The following is a 15,949-nucleotide window of genomic DNA, read 5'->3' on the forward strand; positions in this document are numbered from 1 at the left end:
GCGGTCAGCCCGCCGGCAGCGTCAGCAGGTAGGCGGCGAGCAGTGACATGGCGGCCAGCACGTAGAACCCGATCTGGGTCCAGAGCGGCTTGTGCTGCTGCCGGAAGGAGATGCCGCCGCCGATGAGAATGCCGGCGAGACCCGTCAGGAGTACGGACCACATCTAGACGTCGCTGCCGGCATCGGCCGGCGCTGCAGCAGGTTGGCCGCCAACCGGCTTGCGCAGGCCTTCCACCCAGTTGCGCAGGAGCCGCGCGCCGGCGTCGCCGGACTTCTCGGGGTGGAACTGGGTGGCGCAGAGGGGGCCGTTCTCGACCGCCGCGATAAACGGGCCGCCGTGTTCAGACCAGGTCACCAGGGGCGGCGCCATCCGGGGCTGGATGACGTCGAAGTTCCATTCCTGCACGCCATATGAGTGCACGAAATAGAACCGTTCGTTTTCGAGGCCGGCGAAGAGTTTGGAGCCTTCCGGGACCTTGACGGTGTTCCAGCCCATGTGCGGAACCACTTCGGCGCGGAGTGCCTCGACCTTGCCCGGCCACTCACCGATGCCCTCGGCTTCGGTGCCGTGCTCCACTCCGGCTTCGAAGAGGACCTGGAGGCCCACGCAAATGCCAAGCACGGGGCGGCCGCCTGCCACCCGCCTGCCAATGAGCCGGATTCCGTCAACGGCCTTAAGTTCGCGCATGACGGTTTCGAAGGCACCCACACCCGGGACCACCAGACCGTCCGCGTTCAGTACATCTTCAGGCTTGGCGCTGAGGATCACTTCCGCTCCGGCACGTTCCAGGGCACGTACAGCGGATCGCACGTTCCCGGAGCCGTAGTCGAGCACGGTGACTGTGGGCTTGCCCTCGGGTGAAGGCAGCTTGCGTGAAGCGGACGGGTCGATGATGGCGCCGTCCTTCAGGACCTGCCCGCTCACAGCGCCCCCTTGGTGGAGGGGATGCCCTCGACCCGGGGATCGGGTTCGACGGCGGCGCGGAGGGCGCGTGCGAAGGCCTTGAACTGTGCCTCGACGATGTGGTGCGGGTCCCGGCCGGCGAGCACGTTCATGTGCAGGCAGATGCCCGCGTGCAGCGTGATCGCCTCGAAAACGTGGCGGGTCAGGGAACCGGTGAAGTGGCCGCCGATCAGGTGGTACTCCTGACCGGCGGGCTCGCCGCCGTGCACCAGGTAAGGACGCCCGGAGACGTCCACCACAGCGTTGGCAAGCGCTTCGTCCAGCGGCACGGTGGCTTCGCCGAACCGGCGGATCCCGGCCTTGTTGCCCAGGGCGGTCCGGAGGACCTCGCCGAAGGTGATGGCCACGTCCTCCACTGTGTGGTGGACGTCGATGTGGGTGTCACCCGTGGCCTTGACCGTCATGTCGATCAGGGAGTGCTTGCACAGCGCCGTGAGCATGTGATCGTAGAACGGCACAGAGGTATCGATGTCCGATACGCCGGTTCCGTCGAGGTTGATCTCCACGAGTACGGAGGACTCGCTCGTGGCACGCTCCATACGGGCGGTCCGGGCCGCGGCCGTATTCAATCCGGTGGGACTCATGCTGAAGGATCCTTAGTGGGAGAGGAAGTGGTTCAAGGCGTCCAGCGCCGCTGTATCAAGTCTAGGCGGGAAGCGCGGCCTGGCCCGCAAGGATGCGCTCCAGGGATGTAAGGAAGGCTGTGGTTTCCGCCTCAGTGCCTGCAGTGACCCGAAGGTGGCCGGGAATTCCCACGTCGCGGATGAGCACCCCCGCATCCAACAGCTCCTGCCAGACCTGGTGCGGGTTTTCCAAGCCGCCAAAGAACACGTAGTTGGAGTCCGACGCGGCCGGGGCGAGGCCCATCCGGGTCAGTTCCGTCACGATCCGGTCGCGCTGCTTCTTGATGTCCTGGACATCAGCCATCAGCGCTTCACGGTGTTGGAGGGCGGCCAGGGCCGTCGCCTGGGTGATCGCGGACAGGTGGTACGGCAGGCGTACCAGCCGCAGCGCGTCGGTGACCTCCGGGGCGGCCGCCATGTAGCCAAGCCGGGCGCCGGCCAGGGCGAAGGCCTTGCTCATGGTCCGGGAAACGATCAGCCGCTCCCGTCCGGGCAGCAGGGTCAGGGCACTGGGAGTCCCGTCGTGCGCGAACTCGTGGTAGGCCTCGTCGACGATCACAATGGCCTGGCTTGCCTCGCCGGCCTCATACACAGCCTCAACGACATCCAGTCCCAGGCCGGTCCCGGTGGGATTGTTGGGCGAGCAAAGAAACACGATGTTCGGCTGCAGTTCCTTGACCTGCCGGGCGGCGGACTCTGCGCTCAGGTCATAGCCTTCCGCGCGTTGACCGGTGATGTATGCGGTGTCCGTTCCGCTGGCCAGCAGGGGGTACATGGAATACGTGGGCGGGAAGCCGAGCGCGGTGCGCCCCGGGCCGCCAAAGGCCTGGAGGATCTGCTGCAGGACTTCATTGGAGCCGTTGGCTGCCCAAAGGTTGGTTTCATCGAGCCCGTGGCCCAGGTATTCCGCCAATGCTTTCCGCAGTTCGGTGAACTCCCGGTCCGGATAGCGGTTGAGCCCCGCGGCAGCCTCCGTAACTGCGGCGCTTATGGCGGCACGCACGTCTGCAGGAACACCATGGGTGTTCTCATTGACGTTCAGCAGGATGGGGACGTCCAGCTGGGGTGCTCCGTACGGGGTCAGCCCACGAAGATTGCTGCGGAGGGGAAGCCGGTTCAGACGTTCTAGCTGGTCGTTCACCTGAACAGTTTAGTTGCCGGGGCAACCACCGGAAAATGTGACGGGTGCTGTTCGCCAAGGGCGTGGCGGGCAATTGGCCGGGTTTCTTCCGGGGCCGACACCCGCATCCCGCTTAGCGTGTGGGGACGAAGAGTTGCTGGCCAGGCAGGACGGCGCCGGCGGAAAGGTTGTTGAGCTGGACGATGTCTGCCACCACGTCCCGTGCATCCCGGTCCGGAGCAACGGCCCCGGCGATTGACCACAGCGACTGCCCGGCCTGCACCGTTACCGTGACCGTGGGCGTTACGGCCAGGTCAGCAGCGGAATCTGAGGCTTTGGCCGGCGAGTTGAAGAGTCCGGACAGGGACACCAGCAGGACGGCGAGAAGTACTAGAGGCACTCCGATTAGGACGATCTGCCCCCGCCGCGTGAGCCGCAAAGGCGCTGCTGATGGGCCGCCGCTCTTTGCAGAAATCGAGCGCTTTGAAGTCTTCCGCCCCCGCAGGGAAACCGGCTGCGGGAGTGAAACCTGATGAAGAGATATAGCTGACATGAACTGAGCCCTCCTGGACCTGCCGTGCTGCCCGGGTGTCCACCCAGCCAGCTGCCCCTCGATGTGTTCCGTGGCCGCCAACCACTTCCGGCCACGTCTTCGAATAGGGCAAGCACTGGTTAGAACACATGTTCGAACTTTGCTTGTTAAGTTTTAGCACCTATCAACGAATAATGTCGAGACTCGCTAGAACAAATGTTTGAAAAACCCATGTGGCTGGCCTAGTTTTGAAACCAAAGAACAACCACCACTGAAGTTGATCAGCAGGGTCTGACAATGACAGTGGCAGTCCTTCCGGTGGCGCTGCGGAACAGCGCCAGGCGAAAGGTCCGGCGGCAAGCGAAAGGCATTGGCGAATATGGCAGCAGCAGCCGCCGGGGGCAGGACCGCCCCGCAATCGAAGAAGACAGCCAAGGGTTTGACGCCGCGGCAGAAGAAGATCCTCGAAACGATCCAGCGCTCAGTCAATGAAAATGGCTACCCGCCCTCCATGCGCGAGATCGGCGACACCGTGGGCCTGGCGAGCCTGTCCAGCGTGACCCACCAGCTCTCGCAACTGGAAAAGCTGGGTTACCTGCGGCGCGATCCCAAGCGGCCGCGCGCCATGGAAGTCCTGATGCCGCTCACGTTGGACGGCGGCGGCAAGGCAGCAGGCACATCTCCTGCTCCCCAGGCCCAGGGCAGCGGAGCCACGGTGACCGAACTCCCCACTGCCCTTGATACGGCCATGGTTCCGTTGGTTGGCCGGATTGCTGCCGGCGGCCCCATCCTCGCCGAGCAGCTCGTCGAAGACGTCATGCCGCTCCCCCGCCAGCTCGTTGGCCAGGGCGAACTTTTCATGCTACGGGTGGCAGGCGATTCCATGGTGGACGCGGCCATCTGTGACGGTGACTGGGTGGTGGTGAGGCGCCAGGCGGACGCCGCCAACGGGGACATTGTTGCGGCTTTGCTTGATGACGAGGCAACCGTCAAGACGTTCCGCCAGCGCGACGGCCACACCTGGCTGCTCCCCCAGAACACCCAGTACGAACCCATCTTGGGAGATCACGCCACCATCATGGGCAAAGTGGTCTCGGTCCTGCGTTCCCTTTAGCCGTTCCTTTTGGCTAAGGATCCACTGGCCACGTTCACTTTAGCCGACGGTCCGTCGGTTTACCGGGTGTTATCCCTGGACACCAGCTATCTGGCCGCGTCCGCCCCAAGCCGGGTCAACGCGGCCAGTGCCTTACTGCGGTCCGTGGTGGCCCAGAACGGCGGGAGCGCTCCCCGCAGGAAGCCTGCATAGCGCTCTGTCGCCAGTCGGGAATCCAGAACGGCCACCACACCTTTGTCTCCAGTGGACCGGATCAGCCGGCCGGCGCCCTGGGCCAGCCGGATGGCAGCGTGCGTGGCCGACACCGACATGAAGCCGTTCCCGCCCGCCTGCGCCACGGCACGGGAACGCGCCGTCATCAGCGGATCGTCCGGCCTGGGGAACGGTATGCGGTCGATCACCACCAGGCGGCAGGAGCCTCCCGGAACGTCAACTCCCTGCCACAGGGACATCGTCCCGAAAAGGCAGGTGTCCGGTTCGTCCGCGAACTGCTTGACCAGAGCTGTCATGGTCGATTCACCCTGGCAGAGTACAGTCACATCGAGCTTGGGCCGGAGGGCGTCGGCGGCCTCTTCAGCCGCCCGGCGCGACGAAAACAGGCACAGTGCACCCCCGCCCGACGCTTTGATGAGCGCTTCCAGTTCCTCCAGCGCCTCAGGGGAAACACCACGGCCGGGTTTTGGCAGGTGGCCGGCCACATAGAGGATGCCCTGTTTGGGGTAATCGAAGGGCGAGCCGACATCCACCCCCGTCCAGCTGGGGGCGCCCTCACCGATGAGGCCCAATCCCCCGGCTGCGGGTTCGAAAGCCGAGCCAATCGCCAGCGTTGCGGAGGTCAACACGACGGTGTGCCCGGCGAAAAGGCCTTCCCGCAACCTTCCGGCAACGGACAGCGGTGCGATGTTGATCAGCACCGGCGCGCTGTCATCGGGCTGCGTGTATCCCTGGCCTGGATCGAAGGTGCCGGCGCGGGAAAACCAGACGACTTCCCGGTTTTCCCGGGCAGCGATCAGCCGCTCACACAGTTCCAGGATGAGCATGAGGCGGGACCGCGCCAGCTGCCGGCCGCCGTCGGCAGTGGTGTTGCTGTCCCCCTTGGAATCTGACAACGCGGCGCGGCAGGCCTCCCGCAGCTGGTCGATGCAGTCCAGCTGTTCGTCGTTCAGGCCGTTGGGGAGCAGGCCGTTCGGCGCGCCGGCAAGGGCCAGCTCGAGGTTGTCGGCTGCGGCGTTCAGGGCGTCAACGGTGATGGCGGTATGTTTGCGGGCGCCGGACGCGGCAGCGTGGACCATGGCTACGGACAGCTGCCCGGACACGGCGCCGGTAACCCGGTCCTGGAGTTCGTGGGCTTCGTCCACCACCACGACGTCATACTCGGGCAGGACTGCAAGCCCTTCGAATGCGCTGACAGCCAGCATGGCATGGTTGGTTACCACCACATCGGCCTCGGCGGCGTCCTGCCGCGCCAGCTCGCTAAAGCACTCGGCGGCCATGGGGCATTTCTGGGCGCCCAGGCACTCCATGGAGGTAACGGACACCTGTCGCCAGGCACGGTCTGTCACGCCGGGGAGGAGCTCGTCCCGGTCGCCGGTGGCCGTTTTCTCCGCCCACTCGCGGAGCCGCACCACTTCCTTGCCAAGTTGCGAGGAGGGGCCGCCCACGGACGCGGCGAAGTGCGGGACACTGGTGTCTTCGCCCAGGGAAAAAAGCTGCCCTTCGGAGGGCTCCTCGGAAGGGAAACCGCCTTCGAGTTTGTGGCGGCAGACGTAGTTGGACCGTCCCTTCACCAGGGCAACCTTGACGGGCCGTTCCAGGGCAGGGGTGATGTTCTTCAGCAGCCGTGGCAGGTCCCTGCCAACAATCTGCGTCTGCAGTGCCAGCGTTGCCGTGGACACCAACGCCGGCTTGTTGCTCTCAAGGGCGTGGGCGATCAGCGGCACCAGGTAGGCCAGAGATTTTCCCGTCCCGGTGCCGGCCTGGACCAGCAGGTGGTTGCCCGTTTCGATGGCCCGGGCCACCTGCCGGGCCATTTCGTGCTGTCCGGTGCGGCTTTGTCCGCCCATGCCCGCGACGGCACGGTCGAGCAGTTCAATGACGAACTGCTCGCCGTCCGTCTGCGGGGCTTCGCCGGCCGCGGGATCACTCATCGACGACGAATGGTTCCAGTTCGGACGCCAGGCCCTCGCGGACCTTCACCTCAGCCCTGGTCCCTGCCTCAACGTGGTCCACGTTGAGGATTTCGGCGTCGGACTCGTGGAGCTTGCTGATCAGGTCTCCGCGGTCGTAAGGGATGAGCACGTCCATCTTGACCGAAGGCCGGGGAATCGATTCGCTGATGGCCTTCAGCAGTTCAGGAATGCCCTCACCGGTGCGGGCGGAGACCACCACGTGGCGTGGCTCGCGCTGCTTCAGACGCTCCACCACGAAGGGGTCGGCCGCATCGGCCTTGTTCAACACGATGATTTCCGGCACCTTGCGGGCATCAACTTCGCTGAAGACCTTCCGGACGGCAGCGATCTGTCCTTCGGGATCGGGATGCGAAACGTCCACCACGTGCAGGATCAGGTCCGAGTCCGCCACCTCCTCGAGGGTGGAGCGGAAGGCCTCCACCAGCTGGGTGGGCAGCGAGCGGACGAATCCGACAGTGTCCGCCAGGGTGTAGCCGAGGCCGTCCGCGGTTTCCGCCTTGCGGACGGTGGGATCCAGGGTGGCGAACAGCGCGTTCTCCACCAGGACTCCGGCGTCCGTAAGCCGGTTGAGGAGGGAGGATTTTCCGGCGTTGGTGTACCCTGCAATGGCCACGGAGGGCACTTCATTACGACGGCGGTTGGCCCGTTTGGTCTCGCGTGCCGGCTTCATCGCGGCGATTTCACGCCGCAGCTTGGCCATGCGGGTACGGATCCGGCGCCGGTCCAGTTCGATCTTGGTCTCACCGGGGCCACGGGAGCCCATGCCGGCGGCAGCGCCGCCCACCTGGCCACCGGCCTGGCGGGACATCGACTCGCCCCAGCCGCGCAGGCGGGGAAGCAGGTATTCCAGCTGCGCAAGCTCCACCTGGGCCTTGCCTTCGCGGCTCTTGGCGTGCTGGGCGAAGATGTCAAGGATCAGGGCCGTACGGTCGATGACCTTGACCTTGACGATGTCCTCAAGGCCACGGCGCTGGGAAGGCGCCAGTTCAGCGTCCACCACCACGGTGTCTGCACCGGTGGACATGACAATGTCCTTGAGTTCGAGTGCCTTGCCTGAACCCAGGAAGGTTCCCGGGTCCGGCTTGTCGCGGCGCTGCACCAGCCCGTCCAGGACTTCGGAGCCGGCAGTCTCGGCGAGGGCTGCCAGCTCACGCAGTGAGTTTTCGGCGTCCGCAAGGGTGCCCTCGGACCACAGCCCGGCCAGGACCACCCGCTCCAGGCGGAGCTGGCGGTACTCGACTTCGGTGACGTCTTCGAGTTCGGTGGACAGGCCTGCCCTTCGGCGCAGCGCGCGCCGTTCCTCGAGGTCCTGCTGGTCGCCGTCGTAGGTTGAGTGTTCTTCGTCGAGGCGGGAAATTGCCTGTGCCTTGCCGAGCACCGCTTTTCCATTGCCGCTGCCCTCACCGGCGGGCGTGCTGACATTCTTGGCCGGGACGTCCTTGGCGAGGATCCGGTCGATGACAGCCTGGATCTCCTGCGGACTCATGTCCTGGGCGGCTGGATCGGAACCGGTGTTGGGCTGGCTGGTCATGGTCTCCTTTGAAGATTCGGCAATTCCAGAATAGTGCTGATTGGTTGGAAGTTGGAACGTATTCGCGCTGGGCTGACGGCCTGCGGTCATGCAATACTCCTGTTTTTGTGGCGGCCGGCTGCAATGCCGGGGCCGGGGATGCCGCGTCAGGACGGCGGCGGGGCAAAATGGGGCCGGAAAACAGCGGGAAGTGCAGCAGGAGGCTGACTTTCGAGTATCGTCCGGCTGCCGGGACAGACAGTTGGGTCTGGCCGGTGCACAAGCGGAAGGCTTAAAACCTGCATCGCTGCGGAACGGGCTGTCACTGGAGGACAGGCTGCGGGACGGGCGTGGCCCGTGCCGGCTACTCGAAGATCAGGAACATGCGATCCAGCGTAGCAGAGCGGGTTTTGCACGGTTTCCCATTACGCTGCAAGGGGAACTACTCTGGCCAGTTATGGAGTCCGCACACTATTTCAGCACGTCCCCCGCCGGCCCCTTCACCCGGAAGCCCCTGACCGTGGAGTTGGCCGGTGAAACGCGCAGGCTCCAGACTTCCACGGGCATCTTCAGCCCGGACGGGATCGACAAGGGTACAGCGGTGCTCCTGGCCGAAGTTCCGGCGCCGCACCCCACGGGAAACCTGCTGGATATCGGATGCGGCTGGGGTCCCATCGCGCTCACCATGGCACTGCTGGCGCCCGGGTCAAAGGTCTATGCAGTGGATGTCAACGAACGCTGCGTCACCCTCACCAACGAAAACGCGGCTTCACTGGGACTGTCCAACGTCGTGGCCAGCACTCCCCAGGAGGTAGACCCCGACCTGCGGTTCGACACCATCTGGTCCAACCCGCCCATCAGGATCGGCAAGGACGAACTGCACGCGCTGCTCAAGCTGTGGCTTCCGCGCCTGGCAGAGGGCGGGACTGCATGGCTAGTGGTGCAGAAGAACCTGGGCTCGGACTCCCTGCAGCGCTGGCTGGCCGCTGAACTGGACAGTTCCTTCAGCGTGACGCGCGAGTCCACGTCAAAGTCCTTCCGGATCCTGAAGGTTACGAAAGCGTCCCGCTCGCAACAATAACGGCGGGGCCGCTGAGTTCCACGTGCTCATGGCCGCCGGGGCCGGCAAAGAACTTCACGCCCACCACACCGCCAGGAACGTGGACCCGCCAGGCATCGGGGGCTTCCGCTCCGGCCCAGTGCCGGATGGCCACGGCCGCGGCGCAGGCCCCGGTTCCGCAGGACTGGGTCTCCCCCACACCGCGTTCGTGCACCCGCATGGTCACAGAGCCCACACCTTCATGGACCAGCGGCTCCGCGGGGACCACGAACTCCACGTTGGTCCCGTTGGGGGGTACCGGATCGACCTTGGGTGCGGTGAAGAGCCGGGTACCTTTGAGTTCGTCCAGTTCCGCGAGGGCCACTACCGTGTGCGGGTTCCCCATGCTCACGGACAAGGCAGGACGGGCAACTTCCAGTCCGTCGGCGGTGACCAGGGAATCCATGGCCTTGGCGCTTGCCTCCCCGGGGAAGATGAACTCCCAGGGGCCCATGTCCACGGCATACCCGTTTCCTGTCCGGACCACGGTCTTTACCCCGCCGCGGGTGCCGATGGTGAGCGATCCGCCGTCGGGCAGATCGATCAGGCCCTCGGACCGCAGGAAGTGGACGAACACCCTGACCCCGTTGCCGCACATTTCAGACAGTGAGCCGTCGGCGTTGCGGTAGTCCATGAACCATTCCGCGTCCGGGGCTTCGGTGAGCAGTTCCCGGCCCTCGGGCAGGAAACGGGAAGGGACGGCCCGGATCAGGCCGTCGGCGCCGATCCCCCGGTGCCGGTCGCAGAGCGCGGCGGCCTGGTCCGCGCCGATGACGTGGGCGCCTTCAGGGTCGGCCACCAGGACGAAATCGTTGCCGGTCCCGTGCCCCTTGGAGAAGCGGAGCCCGCTCAGCGTGTGCGGGACGGTTCCGGTGGTTTCGGCGGGGGTTGCATTCATGGTCCCAAGCGTAGCGGCGCATCCTGCCGGCGCTGAAACCGCAGCTACCGGCACAACTCCGCTGCCTTGCCAACGAGTCCCGGATCCTGCCAGTCCAGCCAGCTGATGCGGGGGTCGGCGCGGAACCAGGTCAGCTGGCGGCGGGCGAACTGCCGGGTGGCCACGATGGTCTCCTCCGCGGCGTCTGCAACGGTCGCCGTGCCGTCGACCACCCGCAGGAACTGCGCATAGCCAAGTGCGCGTGAGGCGGTTTTACCCCGCCGCAGGCCCCGGGCATCGAGCAGCCGGACTTCCTCCAGCAGGCCGGACTCCACCATCCGGTGCACCCGTGCCGCCAGCCGCTCCCGCAGGACCTCCCGGTCCACGCCCAGACCCACCTGGACCGCCGGCTGGTAATACTCCCGGCGGGGCATGAAGGAACTGAAGGGCCTTCCGGTCAGTTCATGGACCTCCAGGGCGCGGATGATCCGCCGCGCGTCCGAGACCCTGTCAGCGGATGCCGGATCTACTGCCCTCAACCGGTCCAGGAGCACCTGGGTGCCCAGCTGCGCGTGCTCCGCCTCCAGCCGGGCACGCAGTGTTGGTTCCGTGCCCGGGAATTCCAGGACATCCAGGGCGGCCCGCACGTACAGCCCGGAGCCGCCGGCAAGGATTGCGCGTTTGCCGCGGGAATGGATGTCCTCGATGACGTCCCGGGCCTGCTGCTGGAAGTCCGAGACGCTGGCTTCCTGCGTTACGTCCAGGATGTCCAGGAGGTGGTGCGGCACTCCCCTGCGCTCGGCCATCGTGATCTTGGCGGTGCCGATGTCCATGCCGCGGTAGAACTGCATGGCATCGGCGTTAATGACCTCGCCGTTCAGTTCCAATGCGAGGTTGACGGCGAGGTCGGATTTACCGGAGCCGGTGGGGCCGACGACGGCGATGACGGGCGGGGCAGCCACCTTCAGCGGGTGCGCAGCGGCAGCGAGGGCATGCCCAGGGAGACAGCCTTGGGTCCGTCGCCGGTACCCGGGGCCGGCGCACCGCAGGAGTCAGCCTGGGACCTGTCCCAGGCATCCCCTGCGCGTGAGCGGCGCAGGCTGTAATCCTGGGCAGTGGGATCGGCCACCAGGTGGAAGGCCGCGGCCTCGGTGATGGTGACGGTGACGAGGTCCCCGGGCCTGGGGGCAGGAGCACCGTCAGGGACCGAGAAGTGCACCAGCCGCTGGTCCTGGGAGCGGCCGGACAGCCGGTGGGTTTCCCCGGCCTTCCGTCCGGACTGGGCCGTGACCATGACCTCGAGCCTGCGGCCGAGCTGCTTCCGGTTTTCCTCAGCAGCGATCCGATCCTGGAGGGCGGTGAGGCGTTCGAAGCGCTCCTGCACCACCGCCTTTGGCAGTTGGTCAGGCAGGTCGGCTGCGGGCGTGCCGGGGCGCTTTGAGTACTGGAAGGTGAAGGCGGTGGCAAAGCGGGACTTTTCCACCACGTCCAGCGTCGCCTGGAAGTCCTCCTCGGTTTCGCCGGGGAACCCGACGATGATGTCGGTGGAGATGGCGGCCTGCGGAATCCTGTCCCGGACCTTGTCCAGGATGCCCAGGAACTTGGTGGACCGGTAGGAGCGCTTCATGGCCTTGAGGATGCGGTCCGAACCGGATTGCAGCGGCATGTGAAGCTGTGGCATCACGTTGGGCGTCTCTGCCATGGCGTCGATGACATCATCGGTAAAGGCGGCAGGATGCGGGCTGGTGAAGCGGACGCGTTCAAGGCCCTGGATATCGCCGCAGGCGCGAAGGAGCTTGGAGAAGGCCTGCCGGTCCCCGAATTCGACGCCGTAGGAGTTGACGTTCTGGCCAAGGAGGGTCACTTCGATGGCGCCGTCATCCACAAGCGCCTGGATCTCGGCCAGGATGTCACCTGGCCGGCGGTCCTTCTCCTTGCCGCGGAGCGCTGGCACGATGCAGAACGTGCACGTGTTGTTGCACCCGACCGAGATGGACACCCAGCCGGAGTAGACGGAGTCGCGCTTTGTGGGCAGCGTGGACGGAAAGACGTCCAAGGACTCCAGGATTTCCAGTTGGGCCTCGTTGTTGTGCCGTGCACGCTCCAGGAGCGCGGGCAGGGCACCGACGTTGTGGGTGCCAAAGACTGCGTCCACCCACGGGGCCTTCTTGAGGATGGTTTCGCGGTCCTTTTGGGCCAGGCACCCACCCACGGCGATCTGCATACCGGGGTTGGCTGCCTTGACGGGGGCCAGGATGCCGAGGTTGCCGTAGAGCTTGTTGTCGGCGTTTTCCCGGACAGCGCACGTATTGAACACCACAACGTCAGCATGTTCGCCCTCCGCGGGAACATAGCCCGCATCCTCAAGCATGCCCGCCATCCGCTCCGAATCGTGCACGTTCATCTGGCAACCGAACGTGCGGACCTGGTAAGTACGCGGCTGCGCTTCGCCGGCTGGAACAGAACCGGACAGCGGGACAGCACCGGGCTCGATGGACGGGGCGCCGGAACGGGGGGAAGGAATGGTCAAACTCACCAGTTAAGGGTACCGGCTTTGGAGCATGCCGCCGTCGGGATCGTGCCGGGAATCCAGGACGTCATTGACGATCCTGAACGCCTGGGAGGGCTGGTAGCCCTTCCTTGCCAGCATGGAGGCCAACCGCCGGACAGTTTTGTCCCTTTCCGCGCGGTCGGTTAAGTCCGTTCCGGACCGGAGTTTACGCTCCACCAGCATGCGGGCAGCGGATTCCTCGTCGGCGTCGGTCAACTGCTCCAAGGCAGAAGCAGCTGTCTCCTGGTCAATGCCTTTCTCGGCGAGTTCACGCCGGAGAGCACCCTTGGCAAGCTTGCGGGACTGGGACCGGCTCCTGACCCACATGTCCGCGAACTCGGCGTCATTGATCAGGCGGACCTCCTGGAACTTGTCCAGCACCGCCTCGGCGACGTCTTCCGGGATGTTCCGCTCGGCCAGTTTCCGGGCAAGCTGAAGCCTGCTTTTAGGGGCTGCGGTGAGTTGCCGGTACACGATGGCCTGCGCCACCGTGAAGGGATCCGGTTCGGCGTCAACGGCCTGCGGATCATCTGGAAGGTTAAAGCCGTCCGGCGGCCCTGAAGAAGGGCCGCCGGTACGCTCCCGCTGTGAACGTGGTCCTGTCAAGGGTTAGAACCCGTCGACGGCTTTCAGCTTTGGCGCGTCCTTGGATTCATCCTCGGCAGGCTTTACGCCGACACCGAGCTTCTCCTTGATCAGTCGCTCAAGTTCCGCCGCGAGCTCGGGGTTGTCGCGCAGGAAACGGCGCGAGTTCTCCATGCCCTGGCCCAACTGGTCACCGTCGTAGGTGAACCAGGAGCCGGACTTCTTGATGATGCCGTGCTCCACGCCCATGTCGATGATGCCGCCTTCGCGGGAAATGCCCTGGCCATAGATGATGTCGAATTCGGCGACCTTGAAGGGCGGGGCCATCTTGTTCTTGACGATCTTCGCCTTGGTCCGGTTGCCGACAGAGTCCGCACCCTCCTTGAGGGTCTGGATCCGCCGGACGTCGATGCGGACCGACGCGTAGAACTTCAGGGCCTTACCACCGGTGGTGGTTTCGGGGGAACCGAAGAAGACACCGATCTTTTCGCGGAGCTGGTTGATGAAGATGGCGGTGGTCTTGGTCTGGCTCAGGCGGCCGGTGATTTTACGGAGGGCCTGGCTCATGAGCCGCGCCTGGAGGCCCACGTGGCTGTCGCCCATGTCGCCTTCGATTTCAGCGCGCGGCACCAGGGCGGCGACGGAGTCGATGACAATGACGTCCAGCGAGCCGGAGCCGACGAGCATGTCCATGATCTCGAGCGCCTGCTCACCGGTGTCCGGCTGCGAGACCAGGAGGGCGTCGGTGTCCACGCCCAGCTTTGCGGCGTAATCGGGGTCCAGGGCGTGTTCGGCGTCAATGAACGCTGCGATTCCGCCGGCACGCTGGGCATTTGCCACGGCGTGCAGGGCAACGGTGGTCTTACCGGAGGACTCAGGACCATAGATTTCGATGACGCGGCCGCGCGGGAGCCCGCCAATGCCAAGGGCTACGTCCAAAGCGATGGAGCCGGTGGGAATGACTTCGATCGGGGCACGGACTTCGTCGCCCAGGCGCATGACCGAGCCCTTGCCGAACTGCTTGTCAATCTGGGCAAGCGCTGCTTCCAGCGCTTTTGCACGATCCGGGGCTGCCGCCATGGTTGACACCTCTAATGCTTTCTCGATGGTGGCCTTCGCGGCCGTTTTATTGGTCATCTCTGACGCTAATCGGACCCACTGACATTCCGGCCTGAGGACAACGGCTATGTGGATAAGCCCAACAGAAAAAGCATAGCGTTATCCGAACAGGTATTCGAAGAGTGCGGACCGTGCGGCGTGTCAGACGCCCTAATCGCGGCGCGGGGCGATGTCCCGTCCCAGCCGCCGTTCAGCCGGCACGTCCTGGACATCGCAGACTGCCAGCCACACCTTGCGGGGGTCGACGCCTGAAGCCAGGGCCTGGTCGGCGGTGCGGCTGCCCACACTGGCAAGGACCAGGGTACTGCTCAGCACGCGGGAGTATCCCGCGCCGAACTCGTCATCCATCAGACGCCAGTACTCGCTGATTCGCATCGGTAAATCCTCTCATGATTGCGGACCCTAGAATTGTTGCCATGAGCAACTCCCCTGATCTCCCGCCGCAGCAGGCCGCCGGCGATGATGCCGCCGATACCGCACTGCAGAATGTCGAGCACCAGATCAGCCTCTTTTGGCGGCGGGCAAGGGCCATCTCCAACCAGCTTTCGCGCGAAGTCCACCCCGACATGGAGCCTGCCGCCTACGGACTGTTGACGGTGATCCGGAGGGAAGGCCCCATCCGCCTGACCGAGCTCGCCATGAACATCGGGGTGGGCAAACCGTCGGTCAGCCGGCAGATTGCCTTCCTGGAGAGCCTGGGCCTGGTGTCCAAGGAGGCGGATCCCCAGGACCGCCGCGCGCAGTCCATCCGGTTGACGCCAAAGGGCGAAGAGAAGATGCACCAGGTCCAGGACGCGAGGCGCCAGGTCTTCCAGGAGCGGCTGCGTGAGTGGCCGGTGGAGGACCTGCAGGAACTGGCCCGCTACATGGCCAAGTTGAACTCCACCTATGAGCGTGACGGGTTCCCCCGGGAAGGTGCGGGCGGATCCACGGCAGAGGAGGAATAGCCCGCAGGGCACAACGGGTAGATCAACCGCGGGTGACATGCAGGAAGCCCCCGGCATGGCCGGGGGCTTCTGCGTTCCAAGGCCCACCTCGCGGCGGGGGCCGCCTTTAACGGGCGCCGGAGAGAAGGCCTGTGGAGAGTTCGTCGTTCAGTTCAGTGTTGAGGTCGCGTTCCAGGTCGCGGCCGTAACGCTGGGAGAATTCCTGCGGAACGGTGTCCGGAACCGCGACGCCTTCAGCTACTGCCACACGGTCGCTGACCTCACGGAGCATGCTTGACAACGGAACATCCAGTGCCGAGCAGATCGAGGACAGGAGCTCTGACGAGGCTTCCTTCTGGCCGCGCTCCACTTCGCTGAGGTATCCCAGGGAGACGCGGGCGCTGTGCGAAACTTCACGGAGCGTGCGTCCCTGACGCTGGCGGACATCGCGCAGCACATCACCGATTTCGTGACGAAGTACTACCATCTTGCGCTCCTTCTGTTCGCTCTTAGCCTGTTCGGCGAGGCCCACATCCTTCCAGCGGACAACGCCGTTTACGGATACGGGCTGCTTTACCATCTGTATCGCCTTGCTCCCTCATTGGTCAGGTCCGCCGTAGGCGAACCGTCGTGGTCATTTCATCCTAGGCGCCTCCGCTATCCGGAAGCGACACAATGTAATAACTAATCGGTACCGGCTTTTGTTCCCGTCAACTTTACGCCCGGTAACTTGGGGGCCG

17 protein-coding genes are annotated in these 15,949 nt (G+C 65.1%); 3 read left to right on the top strand and 14 right to left on the bottom strand.

Translation table 11 applies throughout. From position 1 onward, the window contains the following. Positions 1-4 precede the first annotated feature (4 nt). The 5 genes from ACR65K_RS07075 to ACR65K_RS07095 all read right to left on the bottom strand — a co-directional run bounded on the left by ACR65K_RS07075 (position 5) and on the right by ACR65K_RS07095 (position 3,182). On the bottom strand, positions 5-163 hold the full coding sequence (locus tag ACR65K_RS07075) for a CG2302 family histidine operon protein (protein WP_200946297.1): 159 nt from the start codon (positions 161-163) through the stop codon (positions 5-7). After that, complete coding sequence (gene hisH, locus ACR65K_RS07080) at positions 164-925, bottom strand: imidazole glycerol phosphate synthase subunit HisH (protein ID WP_440151965.1); 762 nt, start codon at positions 923-925, stop codon at positions 164-166. Further along, positions 922-1,548, bottom strand: a complete 627-nt coding sequence (gene hisB, locus ACR65K_RS07085; RefSeq protein ID WP_056338305.1) for an imidazoleglycerol-phosphate dehydratase HisB — start codon at positions 1,546-1,548, stop codon at positions 922-924. Before hisB ends, hisH begins: the two co-directional genes overlap by 4 nt. 61 nt (positions 1,549-1,609) lie before the next feature. After that, on the bottom strand, positions 1,610-2,728 hold the full coding sequence (locus ACR65K_RS07090; RefSeq protein ID WP_440151967.1) for a histidinol-phosphate transaminase: 1,119 nt from the start codon (positions 2,726-2,728) through the stop codon (positions 1,610-1,612). A gap of 112 nt (positions 2,729-2,840) precedes the next feature. Next, positions 2,841-3,182 carry a LysM peptidoglycan-binding domain-containing protein gene (locus ACR65K_RS07095; protein ID WP_440152306.1) on the bottom strand — a complete coding sequence of 114 codons (342 nt, stop codon included), beginning with the start codon at positions 3,180-3,182 and terminating at the stop codon, positions 2,841-2,843. 436 nt (positions 3,183-3,618) lie between these two features. Between ACR65K_RS07095 and lexA the strand changes: the two genes are divergently transcribed. Then, positions 3,619-4,353 (top strand): transcriptional repressor LexA, encoded by a 735-nt coding sequence (lexA, locus tag ACR65K_RS07100; protein WP_440151969.1) that lies wholly within the window; start codon positions 3,619-3,621, stop codon positions 4,351-4,353. An 86-nt stretch (positions 4,354-4,439) separates the two neighbouring features. On the opposite strand, the gene ACR65K_RS07105 is transcribed toward lexA, so the two are convergent. Next, positions 4,440-6,500, bottom strand: coding sequence for an ATP-dependent DNA helicase (locus ACR65K_RS07105; RefSeq protein ID WP_440151970.1), 2,061 nt, complete (start codon positions 6,498-6,500; stop codon positions 4,440-4,442). Next, on the bottom strand, positions 6,493-8,073 hold the full coding sequence (hflX, locus tag ACR65K_RS07110; protein ID WP_440151971.1) for a GTPase HflX: 1,581 nt from the start codon (positions 8,071-8,073) through the stop codon (positions 6,493-6,495). The genes ACR65K_RS07105 and hflX overlap by 8 nt, the downstream gene beginning before the upstream one ends. A 436-nt stretch (positions 8,074-8,509) precedes the next feature. Here hflX and ACR65K_RS07115 point away from each other — a divergent pair, with 436 nt between their 5' ends. Further along, on the top strand, positions 8,510-9,133 hold the full coding sequence (locus ACR65K_RS07115) for a class I SAM-dependent methyltransferase (RefSeq protein ID WP_056338322.1): 624 nt from the start codon (positions 8,510-8,512) through the stop codon (positions 9,131-9,133). On the opposite strand, the gene dapF is transcribed toward ACR65K_RS07115, so the two are convergent. The 6 genes from dapF to ACR65K_RS07145 form a co-directional block, all read right to left on the bottom strand. Further along, positions 9,105-10,049 carry a diaminopimelate epimerase gene (gene dapF / locus ACR65K_RS07120; protein ID WP_440151973.1) on the bottom strand — a complete coding sequence of 315 codons (945 nt, stop codon included), beginning with the start codon at positions 10,047-10,049 and terminating at the stop codon, positions 9,105-9,107. The two genes, ACR65K_RS07115 and dapF, sit on opposite strands and share 29 nt — an antisense overlap. A 44-nt stretch (positions 10,050-10,093) precedes the next feature. Beyond that, positions 10,094-10,990, bottom strand: coding sequence for a tRNA (adenosine(37)-N6)-dimethylallyltransferase MiaA (miaA, locus tag ACR65K_RS07125; protein ID WP_440151974.1), 897 nt, complete (start codon positions 10,988-10,990; stop codon positions 10,094-10,096). A 2-nt stretch (positions 10,991-10,992) separates the two neighbouring features. Next, complete coding sequence (miaB, locus tag ACR65K_RS07130; protein WP_440151976.1) at positions 10,993-12,564, bottom strand: tRNA (N6-isopentenyl adenosine(37)-C2)-methylthiotransferase MiaB; 1,572 nt, start codon at positions 12,562-12,564, stop codon at positions 10,993-10,995. Between the two features lie 3 nt (positions 12,565-12,567). Further along, the gene (locus tag ACR65K_RS07135; RefSeq protein ID WP_440152307.1) at positions 12,568-13,068 is read right to left on the bottom strand and encodes a regulatory protein RecX; all 501 of its coding nucleotides are present in this window, start codon (positions 13,066-13,068) and stop codon (positions 12,568-12,570) included. A 120-nt stretch (positions 13,069-13,188) separates the two neighbouring features. Continuing rightward, positions 13,189-14,244, bottom strand: a complete 1,056-nt coding sequence (gene recA / locus ACR65K_RS07140) for a recombinase RecA (protein ID WP_056338727.1) — start codon at positions 14,242-14,244, stop codon at positions 13,189-13,191. A 189-nt stretch (positions 14,245-14,433) separates the two neighbouring features. Beyond that, entirely contained in the window at positions 14,434-14,658 is a 225-nt protein-coding gene (locus ACR65K_RS07145) for a DUF3046 domain-containing protein (protein ID WP_142121100.1), read from the bottom strand. 41 nt (positions 14,659-14,699) lie between these two features. Here ACR65K_RS07145 and ACR65K_RS07150 point away from each other — a divergent pair, with 41 nt between their 5' ends. Beyond that, positions 14,700-15,230: a MarR family winged helix-turn-helix transcriptional regulator gene (locus ACR65K_RS07150; RefSeq protein ID WP_440151978.1), complete on the top strand. Its 531-nt coding sequence runs from the start codon at positions 14,700-14,702 to the stop codon at positions 15,228-15,230. Positions 15,231-15,336: 106 nt separating this feature from the next. On the opposite strand, the gene ACR65K_RS07155 is transcribed toward ACR65K_RS07150, so the two are convergent. After that, positions 15,337-15,789: a helix-turn-helix domain-containing protein gene (locus tag ACR65K_RS07155; RefSeq protein ID WP_018771597.1), complete on the bottom strand. Its 453-nt coding sequence runs from the start codon at positions 15,787-15,789 to the stop codon at positions 15,337-15,339. Positions 15,790-15,949: the final 160 nt, after the last annotated feature.

It is taken from the genome of Arthrobacter sp. SAFR-179, from assembly GCF_059414945.1.

What these genes read in the sequence shown, in the direction of transcription:
- ACR65K_RS07105 (WP_440151970.1), bottom strand. Translation starts at nt 6,500, where the DNA reads ATGAGTGATCCCGCGGCCGGCGAAGCCCCGCAGACGGACGGCGAGCAG.
- ACR65K_RS07155 (WP_018771597.1), bottom strand. Translation starts at nt 15,789, where the DNA reads ATGGTAAAGCAGCCCGTATCCGTAAACGGCGTTGTCCGCTGGAAGGAT.
- recA (WP_056338727.1), bottom strand. Translation starts at nt 14,244, where the DNA reads ATGGCGGCAGCCCCGGATCGTGCAAAAGCGCTGGAAGCAGCGCTTGCC.
- ACR65K_RS07115 (WP_056338322.1), top strand. Translation starts at nt 8,510, where the DNA reads ATGGAGTCCGCACACTATTTCAGCACGTCCCCCGCCGGCCCCTTCACC.
- ACR65K_RS07075 (WP_200946297.1), bottom strand. Translation starts at nt 163, where the DNA reads ATGTGGTCCGTACTCCTGACGGGTCTCGCCGGCATTCTCATCGGCGGC.
- dapF (WP_440151973.1), bottom strand. Translation starts at nt 10,049, where the DNA reads ATGAATGCAACCCCCGCCGAAACCACCGGAACCGTCCCGCACACGCTG.
- ACR65K_RS07145 (WP_142121100.1), bottom strand. Translation starts at nt 14,658, where the DNA reads ATGCGAATCAGCGAGTACTGGCGTCTGATGGATGACGAGTTCGGCGCG.
- ACR65K_RS07150 (WP_440151978.1), top strand. Translation starts at nt 14,700, where the DNA reads ATGAGCAACTCCCCTGATCTCCCGCCGCAGCAGGCCGCCGGCGATGAT.
- hisB (WP_056338305.1), bottom strand. Translation starts at nt 1,548, where the DNA reads ATGAGTCCCACCGGATTGAATACGGCCGCGGCCCGGACCGCCCGTATG.
- lexA (WP_440151969.1), top strand. Translation starts at nt 3,619, where the DNA reads ATGGCAGCAGCAGCCGCCGGGGGCAGGACCGCCCCGCAATCGAAGAAG.
- hflX (WP_440151971.1), bottom strand. Translation starts at nt 8,073, where the DNA reads ATGACCAGCCAGCCCAACACCGGTTCCGATCCAGCCGCCCAGGACATG.